This window comes from Pseudomonas sp. GL-RE-26 (assembly GCF_019956275.1).
Classification (GTDB): domain Bacteria; phylum Pseudomonadota; class Gammaproteobacteria; order Pseudomonadales; family Pseudomonadaceae; genus Aquipseudomonas; species Aquipseudomonas grandcourensis.
Genome location: NZ_JAHBDI010000006.1, coordinates 1 through 17872, shown reverse-complemented (window position 1 = coordinate 17872; position 17872 = coordinate 1). Strand labels below are relative to the sequence as shown.

Genomic DNA, 17872 nt, shown 5'->3' with positions numbered 1-17872 from the left:
CGCAGCATGAAAGCTTTTACCCAGCACACTGGACTTGTCGCGCCTTTGGATCGTGCCAACGTCGACACCGATCAGATCATTCCGAAACAATTCCTGAAGTCGATCAAACGCACGGGCTTTGGCCCGAACCTGTTCGATGAATGGCGCTACCTGGATGTGGGCCAGCCTTACCAGGACAACTCAAAGCGTCCGCTGAACAAGGACTTCGTCCTCAACGCTGAACGTTACCAGGGCGCCAGCGTGTTGCTGGCCCGTGAGAACTTCGGTTGCGGCTCCAGCCGTGAACACGCGCCGTGGGCCCTGGAAGAATACGGTTTCCGCAGCATCATCGCGCCGAGCTATGCCGACATCTTCTTCAACAACAGCTTCAAGAACGGCTTGCTGCCGATCATCTTGAGTGATGCCGAAGTCGACGAACTGTTCCAGCAGGTCGAGGCCAATCCGGGCTACCAGTTGCAGGTCGATCTGCAAGCCCAGACCGTGACCCGCCCTGACGGCAAGGTGTTGAGCTTCGAAATCGATGCCTTCCGCAAACACTGCCTGCTCAACGGCCTGGACGATATCGGCCTGACCTTGCAGGACGGCGATGCGATTGCGACGTTTGAAGCCAAGCATCGTGCGAGCCAGCCTTGGTTGTTTCGCGACGCTTGATTTTGCGTAAGGCGTAATGACGCCATCGCGAGCAGGCTCGCTCCCACATTGGATTTGCGGCGTAAACAAAACCTGTGGGAGCGAGCTTGCTCGCGATGAGGCCAGAACAGACACCCCAAGACTCACCCCCAAAAGGAAGTCCCCATGACCAGCACCGCCCGACACAGCCAGGTAGTCCAGAAACAATTCGGTGAACAGGCCTCGGCCTACCTGAGCAGCGCCGTACACGCTCAAGGCACTGAATTCGCGCTGCTACAGGCCGAGCTGGCAGGGCGGGGTGATGCCCGGGTCCTGGACCTGGGTTGCGGTGCCGGTCACGTGAGTTTTCACGTAGCCTCTTTGGTGAAAGAAGTGGTGGCCTACGACCTGTCGCAGCAAATGCTCGACGTGGTGACCGCTGCCGCTGCCGATCGTGGCTTGAGCAACGTGACCACGGTCAACGGTGCCGCTGAGCGCCTGCCGTTCGCTGATGGCGAATTCGATTTCGTCTTCAGCCGCTATTCGGCGCACCATTGGAGTGATCTGGGCGTGGCCCTGCGTGAGGTGCGTCGAGTCCTTAAGCCGGGCGGTGTGGCGGCGTTCGTCGACGTGTTGTCACCGGGTAGCCCGCTGTTCGACACTTACCTGCAAAGCGTCGAAGTGCTGCGCGACACCAGCCATGTGCGCGATTATTCCGCCGGCGAGTGGTTGCGCCAGGTCAGCGAGGCGGGGCTGCACACCCGCAGTACCACTCGTCAGCGCCTGCGCCTGGAGTACAACAGCTGGGTCGAGCGCATGCGCACGCCTGAAGTGATGCGCGCGGCGATCCGCGAGTTGCAGCAGTCGATGGGCAATGAAGTACGCGAATATTTTGAGATTGAGGCCGATGGTTCGTTCAGCACCGATGTACTGGTGCTGATGGCTGAGCGATAGAATTTTTCCGGGTGCGTCCAAGGGCGCACCGACTGATGACATGAGGAAAGCATGAGCAAGCAGATTCTGATTCTCCCAGGTGACGGTATTGGCCCGGAAATCATGGCCGAAGCGGTCAAGGTGCTGGAATTGGCCAGCGACAAGTTCTCCCTGGGTTTCGAGCTGAGCCACGACGTGATCGGTGGTGCAGCCATCGACAAGCACGGCGTGCCGTTGGCCGACGAGACCCTGGAACGTGCCCGCGCGGCCGACGCCGTGTTGCTGGGCGCCGTTGGCGGTCCGAAATGGGATGCCATCGAACGTGACATCCGCCCTGAGCGTGGCCTGCTGAAGATCCGTGCGCAACTGGGCCTGTTCGGTAACCTGCGTCCGGCGATCCTGTACCCGCAGTTGGCCGAGGCTTCCAGCCTGAAGCCGGAAATCGTTTCCGGGCTGGACATCCTGATCGTTCGCGAACTGACCGGCGGCATCTACTTCGGCGCGCCACGCGGCACCCGCACTCTGGAAAACGGCGAGCGTCAGTCCTACGACACCCTGCCGTACAGCGAAAGCGAAATCCGCCGCATCGCCCGTGTCGGTTTCGACATGGCCATGGTCCGTGGCAAGAAGCTGTGCTCAGTGGACAAGGCCAACGTACTGGCCTCCAGCCAACTGTGGCGTGAAGTGGTCGAACAAGTGGCCAAGGATTATCCTGAAGTCGAACTGAGCCACATGTACGTCGACAACGCCGCGATGCAACTGGTGCGCGCACCGAAGCAGTTCGACGTGATCGTCACCGACAACATGTTCGGCGACATCCTGTCCGACCAGGCCTCGATGCTCACCGGTTCCATCGGCATGCTGCCGTCGGCGTCCCTGGACACCAACAACAAAGGCATGTACGAACCGTGCCACGGTTCGGCGCCGGACATCGCGGGCAAGGGCATTGCCAACCCGTTGGCGACCATTTTGTCGGTGTCGATGATGCTGCGCTACAGCTTCAGCCAGCAGGCCGCGGCCGATGCCATCGAGAAAGCCGTCAGCCTGGTGCTGGATCAGGGCTTGCGCACCGGTGACATCTGGTCGGCCGGTTGCACTAAAGTCGGTACGCAGGAAATGGGTGACGCAGTAGTCGCCGCGCTGCGGAATCTGTAATCTCTCGGGCCCGCTGCCAAATTCAAGACAAGGTAGCGGCCCACATTTCAAGAAGGTGTAGTTGCGATGAAACGTGTAGGTCTGATCGGTTGGCGCGGTATGGTCGGTTCCGTGCTCATGCAGCGGATGCTGGAAGAGCAGGATTTCGATCTTATCGAGCCGGTGTTTTTCACCACTTCCAATGTCGGTGGCCAAGGCCCGTCCGTGGGCAAGGACATTGCTCCGCTCAAGGACGCTTACAGCATTGAAGAGCTGAAAACCCTCGACGTGATTCTGACCTGCCAGGGTGGCGACTACACCAGCGAAGTCTTCCCCAAGCTGCGTGAAGCCGGCTGGCAGGGTTACTGGATTGACGCCGCTTCCAGCCTGCGCATGCAGGATGACGCGGTGATCGTTCTGGATCCGGTCAACCGCAAGGTGATCGACCAGCAGCTGGATGCGGGCACCAAGAACTATATCGGCGGCAACTGCACCGTCAGCCTGATGCTGATGGGCCTTGGTGGCCTGTTCGAGGCTGGCCTGGTGGAGTGGATGAGCGCCATGACCTATCAGGCGGCCTCCGGTGCCGGCGCGCAGAACATGCGTGAACTGATCAAGCAAATGGGCGCGACCCACGCCGCTGTTGCAGATCAACTGGCCGATCCGGCCAGCGCGATCCTCGACATCGACCGTCGTGTGGCCGAAGCCATGCGCAGCGACGCGTACCCGACCGAAAACTTCGGCGTACCGCTGGCCGGCAGCCTGATCCCGTGGATCGACAAGGAACTGCCGAACGGTCAGAGCCGTGAAGAGTGGAAAGCTCAGGCCGAGACCAACAAGATCCTCGGTCGCTTCAAGAGCCCGATTCCGGTCGATGGCATCTGCGTGCGCATCGGCGCCATGCGCTGCCACAGCCAGGCACTGACCATCAAGCTGAACAAAGACGTACCGATCGCTGATATCGAAGGGCTGATCAGCCAGCACAACCCTTGGGTCAAGCTGGTACCGAACAGCCGCGAAACCAGCATCCAGGAGCTGAGCCCGAACAAGGTCACCGGCACCCTGAACATTCCGGTTGGCCGTCTGCGTAAACTGAACATGGGTTCGCAATTTATCGGCGCGTTTACCGTCGGCGACCAGTTGCTGTGGGGCGCGGCCGAACCGCTGCGTCGCATGCTGCGGATCCTGCTCGAGCGTTGATCGGTTGATGCAATGAAAGAACCCGCGCCTTGAAAGAGGCACGGGTTTTTTTATCCCTGACAGTCTGAAGTTTATTGGTTGCCCATACCGGCCTCTTCGCGGTCACCGCAAGACCCGGCAGAATTGCCTGTATCTCACCCACCCGGTAAAGTGCCGCTCCCCCCGTTTCGCCAGAGGTAAAACCCATGAGCCAGACCATTGATATTGCCGTGATCGGCGCCACCGGTACTGTCGGCGAAACACTCGTGCAGATTCTCGAAGAACGCGATTTCCCGATCGGCACTCTTCACCTGTTGGCCAGCAGCGAATCGGCCGGCAGTTCGGTGCCGTTTCGCGGCAAGAACGTGCGGGTGCGGGAAGTCGATGAGTTCGACTTCAGCAAGGTGCAATTAGCATTCTTTGCCGCCGGCCCGGCGGTTTCGTTGAGTTTCGCTTCCCGCGCGACCGATGCCGGTTGCTCGGTGATCGATCTCTCCGGTGCCCTGGCAGCTGAAAAGGCGCCACAGGTCGTGCCTGAGGCCAACGCCCAGGTGTTGGCCGGCTTGAAAAAGCCCTTTCAGGTCAGCAGCCCAAGCCCGTCGGCCACCACCCTGGCAGTGGTGCTCGCGCCCCTGATGGGTTTGCTTGATTTGCAGCGCGTCAGCCTGACCGCGAGCCTTGCGGTATCGGCCCAGGGCCGCGAAGCCGTGACCGAGCTCGCCCGGCAGACCGCCGAGCTGCTGAATGTGCGTCCACTGGAGCCGAAATTCTTTGATCGGCAGATGGCCTTCAACCTTTTGGCCCAGGTCGGCAAGCCAGATGAGCAAGGTCATACGTTGCTGGAAAAACGCCTGGTGCGTGAGCTGCGTCAGGTCATGGCGCTGCCTTCATTGAAGATTTCCGTCACTTGCATTCAAGCCCCGGTGTTTTTTGGCGATAGCTATAGCGTGACCCTGCAGTCCGCGAGTGAAATCGACCTGGGGAAAGTCAATGCGGCCCTGGAAGACGCACCCGGCATCGAGCTGGTGGAAGCCGGCGATTACCCGACTCCGGTGGGCGATGCGGTAGGTCAGGATGTGGTCTACGTCGGTCGGGTTCGCCTGGGTATTGACGACCCGTCGGAACTTAATCTGTGGCTGACGTCAGATAACGTACGCAAAGGCGCGGCGCTCAACGCTGTGCAGCTGGCCGAGTTGTTGATAAAAGACCTGCTGTAAAAGATACTTTGCAACAATTTGTCGAATGATTCCCCGCGAGCCTATGCTTGCCGGGGTGCTGAAGGCGAGCCACTCTGCGGGGCTTTGCCGGGCATCAATGAAATGACCGCGCGCGACGACCCTCGCCGTTGCGCGCAATGCCTTACGGCAGCGGCTATCAATACCTTCTCGCTGGCCGAGGAATGTTCAAACTAAGGATGAGCTAATGGTTCAAGTTCGCAAACTGGTGTTAGCAATAGCGGCCGCCTCGGCGCTGTCCTCCGGTATGGCGCATGCCCTCGGGCTCGGGGAGTTGACCCTGAAATCGACGCTCAACCAGCCGTTGGTGGCGGAAATCGAGCTGCTCGATGTCAAGGATCTCACCGCCGCCGAAGTGGTGCCGAGCCTGGCCTCACCAGACGATTTCGCCAAGGCCGGTGTCGACCGCCAGGCGTTTCTCAACGACTTGACCTTCACCCCGGTGCTCAACGCCAGCGGCAAAAGCATCCTGCGCGTGACCTCCAGCAAGCCACTCTCCGAACCCATGGTGAAATTCCTGGTTCAGGTCATGTGGCCGAACGGCCGTTTGCTGCGCGACTACAGTGTGCTGCTCGATCCGTCCAAATTCTCGCCGCAAACCGCTGAAGCGGCTGCGCAACCGACCTCAACGGTTGCCGCGCCCGTCACTGGTGCGACCAAGCCGTCCCAATACACCACCACGCCGCGCGATACCCTGTGGGAAATCGCCGCGAAGGCACGTAATGGCGGTTCGATCCAGCAAACCATGCTGGCTATCCAGGCGCTGAACCCGGACGCCTTCATTGATGGCAACATCAACCGCCTGAAAACCGGCCAGGTGCTGCGCATGCCGGATCAGGCACAGAGCACCGGCCTGCCGCAAACCAAGGCCATTGCCGAAGTGGCCGCACAGAACAAGGCCTGGCGCCAGGGTCGCCGTTATGTGGCGAAACCCGGGGCAGGGCAGCAACAGCTTGACGCCACCAATCGCGCTCGCACCGATGTTGCTCCGGCGCAAGCGGCCACCGACAAACTGAGCTTGGTGTCTGCCGAATCCGGCAAGAACCCTGGCAAAGGGGCTGCCGGAGATGCCAAGGCCCTCAGCAACAAGCTGGCGGTGACCCAGGAAAGCCTCGACACCAGTCGTCGTGATAACGCCGAACTGAAAAGCCGCATGGCCGACCTGCAAAGTCAGGTGGACAAGCTGCAGCGCCTGATCGAGCTGAAGAACAATCAACTGGCCAAGTTGCAAACCGAGGGTTCTGCGGCTGCACCAGCGGCTGCGACAGCACCGGCAATGTCGGCCGAGCTGGCTGCCAACCCGGCCGCAGCGCCTGCACCGGTTGCCGCTGCGCCTGCCTCCGAGGCAACTCCGGCGGTGGCCGAGAAGCCCGTTGAAGCGACACCAGCGGCATCCGACGATCAGAAATTCAATGAATTGCTGACCAATCCGGTGCTGCTGGGTCTGGTGGGTGGCGGTGCGGTAATTCTGCTGCTCTTGCTGCTGTTGCTGGCCCGTCGCCGCAAAGCCCAGCAAGAAGCCGAGAAGCATCTGCGCATGGCCCGTGCCCTGGCCGAGGAGCAGCCGTTCTCGGCCGATCTCGACTTGCCGGAAAGCAGCTTCGATGGCCTGGAAGTTCCGCCGCCGAGCGTGAAGCTGGCGAATGCCCCGGCGCCTGCTCCCGCGCCAGCGCCGGTGGTTGCTCCGGTGGTGATGACCACGCCGATCGCCGCGCCATTGGTGGCGCCCGCTGCCGAGCGTTCCGACGACGTGCTGGGCCAGGCTCAAGCGCACATCAATGCCGGTCGCCTGAACCAGGCTGCCGCGTTGCTGGAGGACGGCGTCAAGCAAGAGCCCAAGCGCAGCGACTTGCGCTTGAAACTGATGGAAGTCTACGGCCAGCAAGGCGACCGCGATGCGTTCGTCGGCCAGGAGCGTCAGTTGGTGGCCAATGGCGACAACTTCGCCCAGGTTGAAAAGCTCAAAAGCCGCTTCCCGGCCATGGCACTGGTGGCTGCCGGTGGCATCGCCGCAGCCGCTGTTGCTGCCGAGCTGGACGCGCAATACGTCAAGGACCTGTTGCTCGATGAGCCGCAAGCGCCGGCGCCAGAGCCAGAGCCAATGCCGTTCGAGGATGACCTCGACAGCGCCTTCGACCTGAGCCTGGATGATCTGGACGCGATTACACCTGTGGCGCCTGCGCCTGTCCCTGCACCGGAACCTGAAGTGGCGGCGCTGGCAGACCTGGAAGAGTTCCCGCTGGACGACGATCTGAGTTTTGAGTCGGTGTTGCAGCAGCAGAATGAAATCAAGGAAAGCCTCGACGATCTGTCGGACTTCGACCTTGACCTGGATCTCGGTGCGCAACCGTCACCGGCAATGTTGGCTGAAGACGATTTCCTGCTGGATCTGGATGAGGGCGTGAAGGATTTCCCGGTTGCCGAAACCCCAGCTGTTCCTGAGGTCGCGCTGGATGACCTGGAATTGCCGGCCGATTTCGATCTGTCGCTGGCCGACGAAATGGGCGCACCGGATGCGTTCGCGGCCGAGCTGGATGATGTCAACGCCGAACTGGAGAGCCTGTCCAACAGCATCGGCGAGCCGACCTTTACCGAAGCTGATGCCGCGCTGGATAGCGATGATGACTTCGACTTCCTCTCGGGCACTGACGAAGCCGCTACCAAGCTCGATCTGGCTCAGGCCTATATCGACATGGGCGACAGCGACGGTGCTCGTGACATCCTCAATGAGGTGGTAAGCGAAGGCAGTGCCGAGCAGAAGAGTGAAGCCGAGGAAATGCTTTCGCGCCTGGCTTGAGTGATCGGTAGATTGTAAAAAAGCGGCAGCCTATTGATGCTGCCGTTTTTGTTTGGTCGATGAGTTGATGTCGTCTGCAGTGGCCCCTTCGCAGACTTTGCGAGCGCCACAGAACCCTGTGGGAGCGGGCTTGCCCGCGATGAGGCCGGAACAGTCAGTGGAGATCCCTCTGGCATCCCCGCCCGGCGGCCTTATAATGCCGGCCTTTGGTACATCATCAGGCTGTCCCTCCTTGGCAAATATAGATAACCCGGCCGCCGAAATGGCAGCCGACGGCTTTTTCCGGATCGCGCTGGGCGTCGAATACAAAGGCTCGCGCTACCGCGGCTGGCAGCGCCAGGCGTCCGGGGTGCTTACCGTGCAGGAAACCCTCGAAAACGCCTTGTCCAAAGTCGCCGACTCACCCGTTTCGCTGATGTGCGCCGGGCGTACCGACGCCGGGGTGCATGCCTGCGGACAGGTGGTGCATTTCGACACCCAGGTCGAGCGTTCGATGAAGGCCTGGACCATGGGCGCCAACATCAACTTGCCCCACGACGTCAGTGTCAGTTGGGCCAAGGTCATGCCGGCGCATTTTCATGCGCGGTTCAAGGCCATTGCCCGGCGTTATCGCTACGTGATCTACAACGATCAGATTCGCCCGGCGCACCTGAACGAAGAAGTGACCTGGAACCACCGTCCGCTGGACGTCGAGCGCATGGCCGAGGCCGCTCAATACCTGCTCGGTACCCATGATTTCAGTGCTTTTCGCGCCGGCCAGTGCCAGGCCAAGTCGCCGATCAAGGAGCTGCATCACCTGCGCGTCACCCGTCACGGCAAGATGATCGTGCTGGATATTCGCGCCAGCGCCTTCCTGCATCACATGGTGCGCAACATTGCTGGTGTGCTGATGACCATTGGTGCCGGAGAGCGTCCGGTGGAGTGGATGAAAGACGTGCTGGAGAGCCGGATTCGACGCACCGGTGGCGTGACCGCGCATCCCTTCGGTTTGTATCTGGTTCAGGTCGAGTACCGTGACGAGTTCCAATTGCCCGAGCGTTACATCGGTCCACACTTCCTGACCGGCTTCTCGGAACTTGGCGGCTGACGCCCTCGAATGCTTTTGTTACCATCCGGGACTTTCCCGGATTTGTCTTGGAGTTGTGTCGACATGTCAGCCGTTCGCAGCAAGATCTGTGGGATTACCCGCATAGAGGATGCGTTGGCAGCCATCGAGGCCGGGGCGGATGCCATCGGATTCGTGTTCTACGCCAAAAGCCCCCGTGCGGTGACGTTCCAGCAGGCGCGCTCGATCATCAAGGCGCTGCCGCCATTCGTGACCACCGTGGGACTGTTCGTCAATGCGAGCCGTTGCGAGTTAGGTGAGCTGCTCGACGCGGTACCCCTGGACTTGCTGCAATTTCACGGCGATGAAAGCGCGGCCGAGTGCGAAGGCTGGCACCGTCCGTACATCAAGGCGCTGCGGGTCAAGGCGGGAGATGACATCGCCGCGGCTTGCGATGCTTATGCCAGTGCCAGCGCAATCCTGCTCGATACCTATGTCGAAGGCGTTCCCGGAGGAACCGGGGAGGCATTTGACTGGTCATTGATACCGCAAGGCTTGAGCAAGCCGATCATTCTGGCGGGCGGTCTGACGCCGGAAAACGTCGCCGAAGCGATAGCCCGCGTTCGGCCTTATGCCGTGGATGTCAGCGGCGGGGTAGAGGCGAGCAAGGGCATCAAGGATCACGCCAAGGTTCAGGCATTTATCAAAGCGGTACGCGGTAGCACCTGTTGATGTGACGGCTGGCAGACTGCCGCCGTCCACTGCACTGTACAAAGCGGATGCACTGCACACAGCAGGCAGATCCGAGGGTTTGTGGTTGCACGCAGGTCATGTTTCGCGCTGACCGTGGCAGTCCATCAACCCTCTTCGCACACATGAATTTAGCGCTAGGGCATACACGGGGCCGCGAACCAGAGCGTTCGGGCCGCCGGTACTGGAGAAAGAAAGCATGAGCAACTGGTTAGTAGACAAACTGATCCCTTCGATCATGCGTTCCGAGGTCAAGAAGAGCTCGGTGCCTGAAGGTCTTTGGCACAAATGCCCGTCTTGCGAGGCTGTGCTGTATCGTCCAGAGCTGGAAAAGACCCTGGACGTTTGCCCCAAGTGCAACCATCACATGCGTATCGGCGCCCGTGCCCGTATCGACATCTTCCTCGATGTTGAAGGCCGTGCCGAGCTGGGTGCGGACCTGGAGCCGGTTGACCGTCTGAAGTTCCGCGACGGCAAGAAGTACAAGGACCGCCTGACCGCTGCACAAAAGCAGACCGGCGAAAAAGACGCGCTGGTTTCCATGAGCGGTACTTTGCTGGGCATGCCGGTGGTGGTTTCGGCGTTTGAGTTTTCCTTCATGGGCGGTTCGATGGGCGCCATCGTCGGTGAGCGTTTCGTTCGCGCCGCCAACTACGCCCTGGAAAAACGTTGCCCGATGATCTGCTTCGCCGCTTCCGGCGGTGCGCGGATGCAGGAAGCGCTGATTTCCCTGATGCAAATGGCCAAGACCTCCGCGGTGCTGGCTCGTCTGCGCGAAGAAGGCATCCCGTTCATTTCCGTGTTGACCGATCCGGTCTACGGCGGCGTTTCCGCCAGTCTGGCGATGCTGGGCGACGTGATTGTCGGCGAGCCGAAGGCGTTGATCGGTTTTGCCGGTCCGCGCGTGATCGAGCAGACCGTGCGTGAAAAACTGCCGGAAGGCTTCCAGCGCAGCGAGTTCCTGCTGGAGCACGGTGCCATCGACATGATCATCGACCGTCAGGAACTGCGTCCACGCCTGGGCAACCTGCTGGCGCAAATGATGGGCCAGCCGACGCCGAAGTTCGTGGCTGCACCTATCGAGCCGATCGTGGTTCCACCGGTACCTGCCAGCCTATGACCCAACGTACCCTTGGCGAATGGCTCGCCTACCTTGAGCAGTTGCACCCTTCGGCCATCGACATGGGCCTGGAGCGGTCGCAGCAGGTAGCGTCCCGCATGGGACTGGGCAAGCCGGCGCCTCGGGTGATCACGGTCACCGGGACCAACGGCAAGGGTTCCACCTGTGCGTTCGTGGCGTCCTTGCTGCGGGCCCAGGGCTTGAAAGTGGGGGTTTACAACTCCCCGCACCTGCTGCGTTACAACGAGCGGGTAACGGTCGATGGTGTCGAAGCCACTGATACCGAGCTGTGCGAGGCCTTTGTCGCGGTAGAGGCCGGGCGCGGCGACACTTCCCTGACGTACTTCGAAATGGGCACCCTGGCGGCATTCTGGCTGTTCCAGCGCTCCGGGCTCGATGCGGTGGTGCTGGAAGTCGGTCTGGGCGGTCGTCTGGATACGGTCAACGTGGTGGACGCCGACATGGCGCTGGTCACCAGCATCGGCGTCGATCATGCGGATTACCTGGGTGATACCCGAGAGTCCGTGGCCTTCGAGAAGGCCGGTATTTTCCGTAAGGGCGCGCCTGCGCTCTGTGGCGATCTGAATCCTCCACAACCTCTGCTGGACAAGGCGCGCGAGCTCAATTGCCCGTTTTTCCTGCGTGGGCGCGATTTTGACCTCGGTGTGACCGATCACAACTGGCAATGGCGCGGTGTCGATAGGCAAGGGCGCGCGATTGAACTGCGCGACCTCCCACTGCTCGATCTGCCGATGGAAAACGCTGCGCTGGCGTTGCAGGCGTACCTGCTGCTCGGCTTGCCTTGGGTGGATGCGCAGATTATCGAGGCGCTGCGGGCAACGAAGGTGGTCGGTCGTCTGGATCGCCGTGAGTTCGAGTGGCAAGGCAAGCGCTTGAATCTATTGCTGGATGTGGGGCACAACCCCCATGCGGCGGAGTATCTGGCTCGTCGCCTGGCCAGTCGCCCGCCGGTCGGCAAGCGTCTGGCGGTGTTCGGGCTGCTGTCGGACAAAGACCTGGGTGGTGTTGTCGGCGAATTGAATGCTAGTGTCCAGCACTGGGCCGTTGCACCACTGGATTCGCCTCGGGCGCGTCCGGTTGCGGATTTGCACGATGCGTTGCAAGGTCTTGGTGCGTCGGTTACATCATACGGCAGCGTAGCGGCCGCCCTGGAAGGGCAATGCGCGCAGGCCTCGAACGACGACGAAATCCTGTTGTTCGGATCATTTTATTGTGTCGCCGAGGCCCTTGAATGGCTGGCCCGGCGCTCCACGGAGGAAGCGGCAAATGGCATTGCTGGATAAGGCATACAAACAGCGCATGGTTGGCGCCCTGGTATTGGTCGCGCTGGCGGTGATTTTTCTGCCGATGCTGTTTTCCCGCCAGGACGAACAGCGCCAGGTGACGGTCGAAGCGCCTGCGGCTCCGCAGGCGCCAGCGATGCCCCAGGTACAGGTCGAGCCGGTGGTGGTGCCTGAACCACAAACGCTGCCTCAGGAACCTGTGCCGAGCGATGACGAAATCGCCCAGCAGGAATCGGCGGTGCCAACTGCACCAGTTGCACCAGTTGCACCCGTTGCTCCAGCGCCAGCAGCCAAGCCGGCTGCACCTGCGCCGGTCCCGGCTTTGGCGGCTAAACCTGCAACGGCGCCTGCCCAGCCGATCACCGCGGCACCGGGCAAGCCGGACACCACGCAAAGCCGTGTCGATGCCAATGGTTTGTCTGTCAGCTGGTCGGTGCAGCTGGCCAGCCTGTCGAGCCGTGAAAGCGCGGAAAAGCTTCAGAAAACCCTGCGCAGCCAGGGCTACAACGCCTACATCCGTACCGCCGACGGCAAAAACCGGGTGTTTGTCGGGCCGTTGATCGAGCGCGCTGAAGCCGACCGGCTGCGTGACTTGCTGAACCGCCAGCAGAACCTCAAGGGGTTTGTGGTGCGCTTTCAGCCGGAACGTGGCTAAAACTATCGCCTCGATATGAAATGCACTGACAATCGCAGCTTACCGATAAGCATGGGCTCTGCTAAAATGCGCCGCCTTATCCGTCTGTAGGCTGCACTGTGCCATTTACCTGGGTTGACTGGGCGATCGTAGCAATCGTCGCCATCTCCGCATTGATCAGTCTGAGCCGCGGCTTCGTCAAAGAAGCACTGTCGCTGCTGACCTGGATCATCGCAGGAGTCGTAGCCTGGATGTTCGGTGGCTCACTGTCCGAGTACCTCGGCGGGTACATTCAAACGCCATCGGCACGTATAATTACGGGCTGTGCCATCATGTTTGTCGCCACTTTAATCGTAGGCGCAATGATCAATTATCTTATCGGCGAACTGGTTCGCGTCACCGGGCTCTCCGGGACCGACCGATTCCTCGGGATGGCCTTCGGCGCCGCGCGTGGCGGGTTGCTGGTGGTCATCGCCGTCGGGCTGTTGAGCCTGGGGCCGGTACAGCAGGACGGGTGGTGGAAAGAGTCACAGCTCGTGCCAAAATTTCTATTGGTTGCAGACTGGTCCAAAAACCTGATCCTCGGGTGGAGCAGTCAGTGGCTTGCCAGCGGAATCAGCGTACCCGCTGATATTCCGTTCAAGGAGCAACTCTTGCCGATGGCCAAAACGCCTCAGTGAGTAGTGCTCAGTTCAGATCCATTAAGTAGGGGTTGCGTCGCATGTGTGGCATCGTCGGTATCGTCGGTAAGTCGAACGTCAATCAGGCGCTGTATGACGCGCTAACCGTCCTCCAGCACCGCGGCCAGGACGCTGCCGGTATCGTGACCAGCCATGATGGCCGGTTATTCCTGCGCAAGGACAACGGCCTGGTACGTGACGTGTTCCATCAGCGTCACATGCAGCGCCTGGTCGGTCACATGGGTATTGGCCATGTGCGTTATCCAACCGCGGGCAGCTCGACGTCGGCCGAAGCTCAACCGTTTTACGTCAACTCGCCTTACGGCATCACCTTGGCGCACAACGGTAACCTGACCAACGTTGAACAACTGGCCAAGGAGATTTACGAATCTGACCTGCGCCACGTCAACACCAACTCCGATTCGGAAGTGCTGCTCAACGTGTTCGCGCACGAACTGGCCCAGCGCGGCAAGTTGCAGCCGACCGAAGAAGACGTTTTCGCCGCCGTCACCGACGTGCACAACCGTTGCGTCGGTGGTTATGCCGTCGTGGCGATGATCACCGGCTACGGCATCGTCGGCTTCCGCGACCCGCACGGTATCCGTCCGATCGTCTTCGGCCAGCGTCACACCGACGAAGGCGTCGAGTACATGATCGCCTCGGAAAGTGTTTCCCTGGACGTGCTCGGCTTCACCCTGATTCGCGACCTGGCGCCGGGCGAAGCGGTCTACATCACTGAAGAGGGCAAGCTGTACACCCGTCAGTGCGCGACCAACCCGTCCCTGACGCCGTGCATCTTCGAACACGTCTACCTGGCGCGTCCGGATTCGATCATCGACGGCGTGTCGGTCTACAAGGCCCGCCTGCGCATGGGTGAGAAACTGGCCGAGAAGATTCTGCGCGAGCGTCCGGATCACGACATCGACGTGGTCATCCCGATTCCGGACACCAGTCGCACCGCCGCGCTGGAACTGGCGAACCACCTGGGCGTGAAGTTCCGCGAAGGCTTCGTGAAGAACCGCTACATCGGCCGGACCTTCATCATGCCGGGCCAGGCCGCGCGGAAAAAATCCGTACGCCAGAAGCTCAACGCCATCGAACTGGAATTCCGCGGCAAGAACGTGATGCTGGTGGACGACTCCATCGTTCGCGGCACCACGTGCAAGCAGATCATCCAGATGGCCCGCGAAGCCGGCGCCAAGAACGTCTACTTCTGCTCCGCGGCACCAGCGGTTCGCTACCCGAACGTCTACGGCATCGACATGCCGAGCGCTCACGAGCTGATCGCCCACAACCGTTCGACCCAGGACGTGGCTGACCTGATCGGCGCCGACTGGCTGATCTATCAGGACCTGCCTGACTTGATCGAAGCGGTCGGTGGCGGCAAGATCAAGATCGAAAAGTTCGATTGCGCGGTGTTCGACGGCCAGTACGTCACCGGCGACGTCGACGAGGCTTACCTGAACAAGATCGAGCAGGCGCGCAACGATGCCTCCAAGGTCAAGACGCAGGCAGTCAGTGCGATCATCGATCTGTACAACAACTGAGTAGTTACCGGCCCTGAGGGGCCGGTTTTGTATCTGGCTTTTAATTTACGAGAATAGGGAAAGGAGTGACAGCATGAGTCAGGATTGGGATGCCGGTCGGCTGGACAGCGACCTAGAAGGCGTAGCGTTCGATACCCTGGCCGTACGCGCCGGTCAGCACCGCACGCCGGAAGGCGAACACGGTGATCCGATGTTCTTCACTTCCAGCTACGTGTTCCGTACCGCCGCCGACGCCGCTGCGCGCTTCGCTGGCGAAGTGCCGGGCAACGTTTACTCGCGCTACACCAACCCGACCGTACGCGCCTTCGAAGAGCGCATTGCCGCCCTGGAAAGCGCTGAGCAAGCCGTGGCGACTGCCACCGGCATGGCCGCGATCATGGCCGTGGTGATGAGCCTGTGCAGCGCCGGTGATCATGTGCTGGTGTCGCGCAGCGTGTTCGGCTCGACCATCAGCCTGTTCGAGAAATACTTCAAGCGTTTTGGCATTGAAGTCGATTACGTGGCCCTGGCGGACTTGTCCGGCTGGGATGCGGCAATCAAGGCCAACACCAAATTGCTGTTTGTCGAGTCGCCGTCCAACCCGCTGGCCGAGTTGGTCGACATCGCCGAGCTGTCGAAAATCGCCCACGCCAAAGGCGCGATGCTGGTGGTCGACAACTGCTTCTGCACCCCGGCCTTGCAGCAGCCGCTGAAAATGGGCGCGGACATCGTCGTGCACTCGGCCACCAAGTTCATCGACGGCCAGGGTCGTTGCATGGGTGGCGTGGTCGCCGGTCGTAGCGAGCAGATGAAAGAAGTGGTTGGATTCCTGCGTACCGCCGGTCCGACCCTGAGCCCGTTCAATGCCTGGATCTTCCTCAAAGGCTTGGAAACCCTGAACCTGCGGATGAAGGCCCATTGCGCCAACGCCCAGCAACTGGCCGAGTGGCTGGAGCAGCAGGAAGGCATCGAGAAAGTCCACTACGCCGGCCTCAAGAGCCATCCGCAGCACGAGCTGGCGCTGCGTCAGCAGAAGGGCTTCGGTGCGGTCGTCAGTTTTGAGGTCAAGGGCGGCAAAGAGGGCGCCTGGCGCTTTATCGATGCCACGCGCCTGATATCGATCACCGCCAACCTGGGCGACAGCAAGACCACCATCACCCATCCGAGCACCACCTCCCATGGTCGCCTGGCGCCGCAGGAGCGGGAAGCGGCGGGCATTCGTGACAGCCTGATCCGCGTAGCGGTCGGCCTGGAAGACGTGGCGGACTTGCAAGCCGATCTGGCACGCGGTCTGGCTGCGTTGTGATCGAGTTGTCTACACCGACCACTGGCTCAAATGGCCGCGTAGCGCTGGTGACCGGAGCTGCGCGGGGCATCGGCCTGGGGATCTCGGCCTGGCTGATCAGCGAAGGCTGGCAAGTCGTGTTGACGGACCTGAATCGGGAGCGCGGTTCGAAAGTGGCGAAAGTGCTGGGCGACAACGCCTGGTTCATCGCCATGGATGTCTCCAACGAGGGGCAAGTCGCGCTGGGCGTGGCCGAGGTGCTCGGCCAGTTCGGGCGCCTGGATGCGCTGGTATGCAACGCAGCGGTTGCCGATCCGCACAACATCACCCTGGAAAGCCTCGACCTGGCTCACTGGAATCGGGTGTTGGCGGTGAACCTCAGTGGGCCGATGTTGCTGGCCAAGCACTGTGCGCCGTACCTGCGCGCTCACAGCGGTGCCATCGTCAATCTGGTCTCGACCCGCGCGGGGCAGTCGGAACCCGACACAGAGGCCTATGCGGCGAGCAAGGGCGGTTTGTTGGCCCTGACGCATGCGTTGGCCATCAGTCTAGGTCCGGAGATCCGGGTCAATGCCGTCAGCCCTGGCTGGATCGACGCGCGTGATCCTTCGGTGCGACGTGCCGAGCCATTGAGCGAGGCCGATCATGCCCAGCATCCGGCGGGCAGGGTAGGGACGGTCGAGGACGTCGCGGCGATGGTGGCCTGGCTGCTGTCGAGAAACGCCGGGTTTGTCACCGGCCAGGAATTCGTGGTCGATGGCGGCATGACCAAGAAGATGATCTATGAGCAGTGAACGGCAGCTTCAAGCTTCAAGCTGCAAGTTAAAGCGTGACGGTGGTATGCCTGCTGTATGCGTATTTGCTTTTACTCGAAGCTTGAAGCTTGCAGCTAAAAGCTGTTTTTGAAAAAAACTTCAATCCTGCTATTGACTTAGGTTCGCTACCTGCGTAAATTTCGCGGCCTCGGAGATGCAAACGGGTGATTAGCTCAGCTGGGAGAGCGTCTGCCTTACAAGCAGAATGTCGGCGGTTCGATCCCGTCATCACCCACCACTTCCGAGAGATTTGCGAAAGCAAGAGGTAGGCTGAAATGCCTCCACCGACGCGCAGCGGTAGTTCAGTCGGTTAGAATACCGGCCTGTCACGCCGGGGGTCGCGGGTTCGAGTCCCGTCCGCTGCGCCATATTTTCCGAGTCAGGTCCGCCCTGATTCGAGATTGAAAGAGAGATTGAAAAGTCTCAGAGCTTTTAATCAGACGAGTTAATTGGGCGTCAGCTCAAAGCGATACGCAGCGGTAGTTCAGTCGGTTAGAATACCGGCCTGTCACGCCGGGGGTCGCGGGTTCGAGTCCCGTCCGCTGCGCCATATCTGCCCCGAGGCCCACTGAACGCCTTGGAGCTACGAAGAAACCACTGGTTACTTCGAGTCGATAGCAAAGACCCTGGTCGAAAGACCGGGGTTTTTTGTTTGTGCGCCAGGCATGGCGCGTTGCGCGTAAGCGCAACCAGCTTGGCTGTGGTGGCCTCGCTGGTGACTTGGAGGTGAAAGTCCTCTACACACCCGGCAAGGGGAAGTGTTAGCCAGAGGCAAGGGTGTCGCGGGTGACTGCGAATCTGAAGGAAGCCCGAGGCAAACTGCTGG

Annotated in this window: 15 protein-coding genes and 3 tRNA genes; all 18 read left to right on the top strand. The window is 60.8% G+C overall.

Annotated features, from left to right (window positions below):
• The first annotated feature begins 6 nt into the window (after nucleotides 1-6).
• Nucleotides 7-651 (top strand): 3-isopropylmalate dehydratase small subunit, encoded by a 645-nt coding sequence (leuD, locus tag KGB07_RS04360; RefSeq protein WP_103395076.1) that lies wholly within the window; start codon nucleotides 7-9, stop codon nucleotides 649-651.
• A 144-nt stretch (nucleotides 652-795) separates the two neighbouring features.
• Complete coding sequence (locus KGB07_RS04355) at nucleotides 796-1563, top strand: class I SAM-dependent methyltransferase (RefSeq protein WP_046038177.1); 768 nt, start codon at nucleotides 796-798, stop codon at nucleotides 1561-1563.
• Between the two features lie 51 nt (nucleotides 1564-1614).
• The gene (gene leuB / locus KGB07_RS04350) at nucleotides 1615-2697 is read left to right on the top strand and encodes a 3-isopropylmalate dehydrogenase (RefSeq protein WP_223464708.1); all 1083 of its coding nucleotides are present in this window, start codon (nucleotides 1615-1617) and stop codon (nucleotides 2695-2697) included.
• Between the two features lie 66 nt (nucleotides 2698-2763).
• Nucleotides 2764-3876, top strand: a complete 1113-nt coding sequence (asd, locus tag KGB07_RS04345) for an aspartate-semialdehyde dehydrogenase (protein ID WP_223464706.1) — start codon at nucleotides 2764-2766, stop codon at nucleotides 3874-3876.
• Between the two features lie 185 nt (nucleotides 3877-4061).
• Complete coding sequence (locus tag KGB07_RS04340; protein ID WP_223464704.1) at nucleotides 4062-5072, top strand: aspartate-semialdehyde dehydrogenase; 1011 nt, start codon at nucleotides 4062-4064, stop codon at nucleotides 5070-5072.
• A 205-nt stretch (nucleotides 5073-5277) separates the two neighbouring features.
• Nucleotides 5278-7887, top strand: a complete 2610-nt coding sequence (locus KGB07_RS04335; protein ID WP_046038181.1) for a FimV/HubP family polar landmark protein — start codon at nucleotides 5278-5280, stop codon at nucleotides 7885-7887.
• A 262-nt stretch (nucleotides 7888-8149) separates the two neighbouring features.
• The gene (truA, locus tag KGB07_RS04330; protein WP_046038182.1) at nucleotides 8150-8974 is read left to right on the top strand and encodes a tRNA pseudouridine(38-40) synthase TruA; all 825 of its coding nucleotides are present in this window, start codon (nucleotides 8150-8152) and stop codon (nucleotides 8972-8974) included.
• Nucleotides 8975-9037: 63 nt separating this feature from the next.
• Nucleotides 9038-9664 carry a phosphoribosylanthranilate isomerase gene (locus KGB07_RS04325; RefSeq protein ID WP_046038183.1) on the top strand — a complete coding sequence of 209 codons (627 nt, stop codon included), beginning with the start codon at nucleotides 9038-9040 and terminating at the stop codon, nucleotides 9662-9664.
• 217 nt (nucleotides 9665-9881) lie between these two features.
• Nucleotides 9882-10802, top strand: a complete 921-nt coding sequence (accD, locus tag KGB07_RS04320; RefSeq protein ID WP_046038184.1) for an acetyl-CoA carboxylase, carboxyltransferase subunit beta — start codon at nucleotides 9882-9884, stop codon at nucleotides 10800-10802.
• Complete coding sequence (gene folC / locus KGB07_RS04315) at nucleotides 10799-12106, top strand: bifunctional tetrahydrofolate synthase/dihydrofolate synthase (RefSeq protein ID WP_223464702.1); 1308 nt, start codon at nucleotides 10799-10801, stop codon at nucleotides 12104-12106. Before accD ends, folC begins: the two co-directional genes overlap by 4 nt.
• Nucleotides 12090-12761 (top strand): SPOR domain-containing protein, encoded by a 672-nt coding sequence (locus KGB07_RS04310; protein WP_223464700.1) that lies wholly within the window; start codon nucleotides 12090-12092, stop codon nucleotides 12759-12761. Before folC ends, KGB07_RS04310 begins: the two co-directional genes overlap by 17 nt.
• Nucleotides 12762-12859: 98 nt before the next feature.
• On the top strand, nucleotides 12860-13420 hold the full coding sequence (locus tag KGB07_RS04305) for a CvpA family protein (RefSeq protein WP_007975669.1): 561 nt from the start codon (nucleotides 12860-12862) through the stop codon (nucleotides 13418-13420).
• Nucleotides 13421-13461: 41 nt separating this feature from the next.
• Nucleotides 13462-14967, top strand: a complete 1506-nt coding sequence (gene purF / locus KGB07_RS04300; protein ID WP_046038187.1) for an amidophosphoribosyltransferase — start codon at nucleotides 13462-13464, stop codon at nucleotides 14965-14967.
• A 73-nt stretch (nucleotides 14968-15040) separates the two neighbouring features.
• On the top strand, nucleotides 15041-16252 hold the full coding sequence (locus KGB07_RS04295) for an O-succinylhomoserine sulfhydrylase (protein ID WP_046038188.1): 1212 nt from the start codon (nucleotides 15041-15043) through the stop codon (nucleotides 16250-16252).
• On the top strand, nucleotides 16249-17025 hold the full coding sequence (locus tag KGB07_RS04290; RefSeq protein WP_046038189.1) for an SDR family oxidoreductase: 777 nt from the start codon (nucleotides 16249-16251) through the stop codon (nucleotides 17023-17025). The genes KGB07_RS04295 and KGB07_RS04290 overlap by 4 nt, the downstream gene beginning before the upstream one ends.
• Before the next feature lie 183 nt (nucleotides 17026-17208).
• Nucleotides 17209-17284: transfer RNA gene (locus KGB07_RS04285), tRNA-Val, on the top strand.
• Between the two features lie 53 nt (nucleotides 17285-17337).
• Nucleotides 17338-17414 (top strand) — tRNA-Asp (locus KGB07_RS04280).
• Nucleotides 17415-17519: 105 nt separating this feature from the next.
• Nucleotides 17520-17596: transfer RNA gene (locus KGB07_RS04275), tRNA-Asp, on the top strand.
• The last annotated feature ends 276 nt before the right edge of the window (nucleotides 17597-17872 follow it).

Excerpts from the sequence above, each read along its gene's own strand:
- leuD (WP_103395076.1), top strand. The coding sequence starts at position 7 with ATGAAAGCTTTTACCCAGCACACTGGACTTGTCGCGCCTTTGGATCGT.
- KGB07_RS04355 (WP_046038177.1), top strand. The coding sequence starts at position 796 with ATGACCAGCACCGCCCGACACAGCCAGGTAGTCCAGAAACAATTCGGT.
- leuB (WP_223464708.1), top strand. The coding sequence starts at position 1,615 with ATGAGCAAGCAGATTCTGATTCTCCCAGGTGACGGTATTGGCCCGGAA.
- asd (WP_223464706.1), top strand. The coding sequence starts at position 2,764 with ATGAAACGTGTAGGTCTGATCGGTTGGCGCGGTATGGTCGGTTCCGTG.
- KGB07_RS04340 (WP_223464704.1), top strand. The coding sequence starts at position 4,062 with ATGAGCCAGACCATTGATATTGCCGTGATCGGCGCCACCGGTACTGTC.
- KGB07_RS04335 (WP_046038181.1), top strand. The coding sequence starts at position 5,278 with ATGGTTCAAGTTCGCAAACTGGTGTTAGCAATAGCGGCCGCCTCGGCG.
- truA (WP_046038182.1), top strand. The coding sequence starts at position 8,150 with ATGGCAGCCGACGGCTTTTTCCGGATCGCGCTGGGCGTCGAATACAAA.
- KGB07_RS04325 (WP_046038183.1), top strand. The coding sequence starts at position 9,038 with ATGTCAGCCGTTCGCAGCAAGATCTGTGGGATTACCCGCATAGAGGAT.
- accD (WP_046038184.1), top strand. The coding sequence starts at position 9,882 with ATGAGCAACTGGTTAGTAGACAAACTGATCCCTTCGATCATGCGTTCC.
- folC (WP_223464702.1), top strand. The coding sequence starts at position 10,799 with ATGACCCAACGTACCCTTGGCGAATGGCTCGCCTACCTTGAGCAGTTG.
- KGB07_RS04310 (WP_223464700.1), top strand. The coding sequence starts at position 12,090 with ATGGCATTGCTGGATAAGGCATACAAACAGCGCATGGTTGGCGCCCTG.
- purF (WP_046038187.1), top strand. The coding sequence starts at position 13,462 with ATGTGTGGCATCGTCGGTATCGTCGGTAAGTCGAACGTCAATCAGGCG.
- KGB07_RS04295 (WP_046038188.1), top strand. The coding sequence starts at position 15,041 with ATGAGTCAGGATTGGGATGCCGGTCGGCTGGACAGCGACCTAGAAGGC.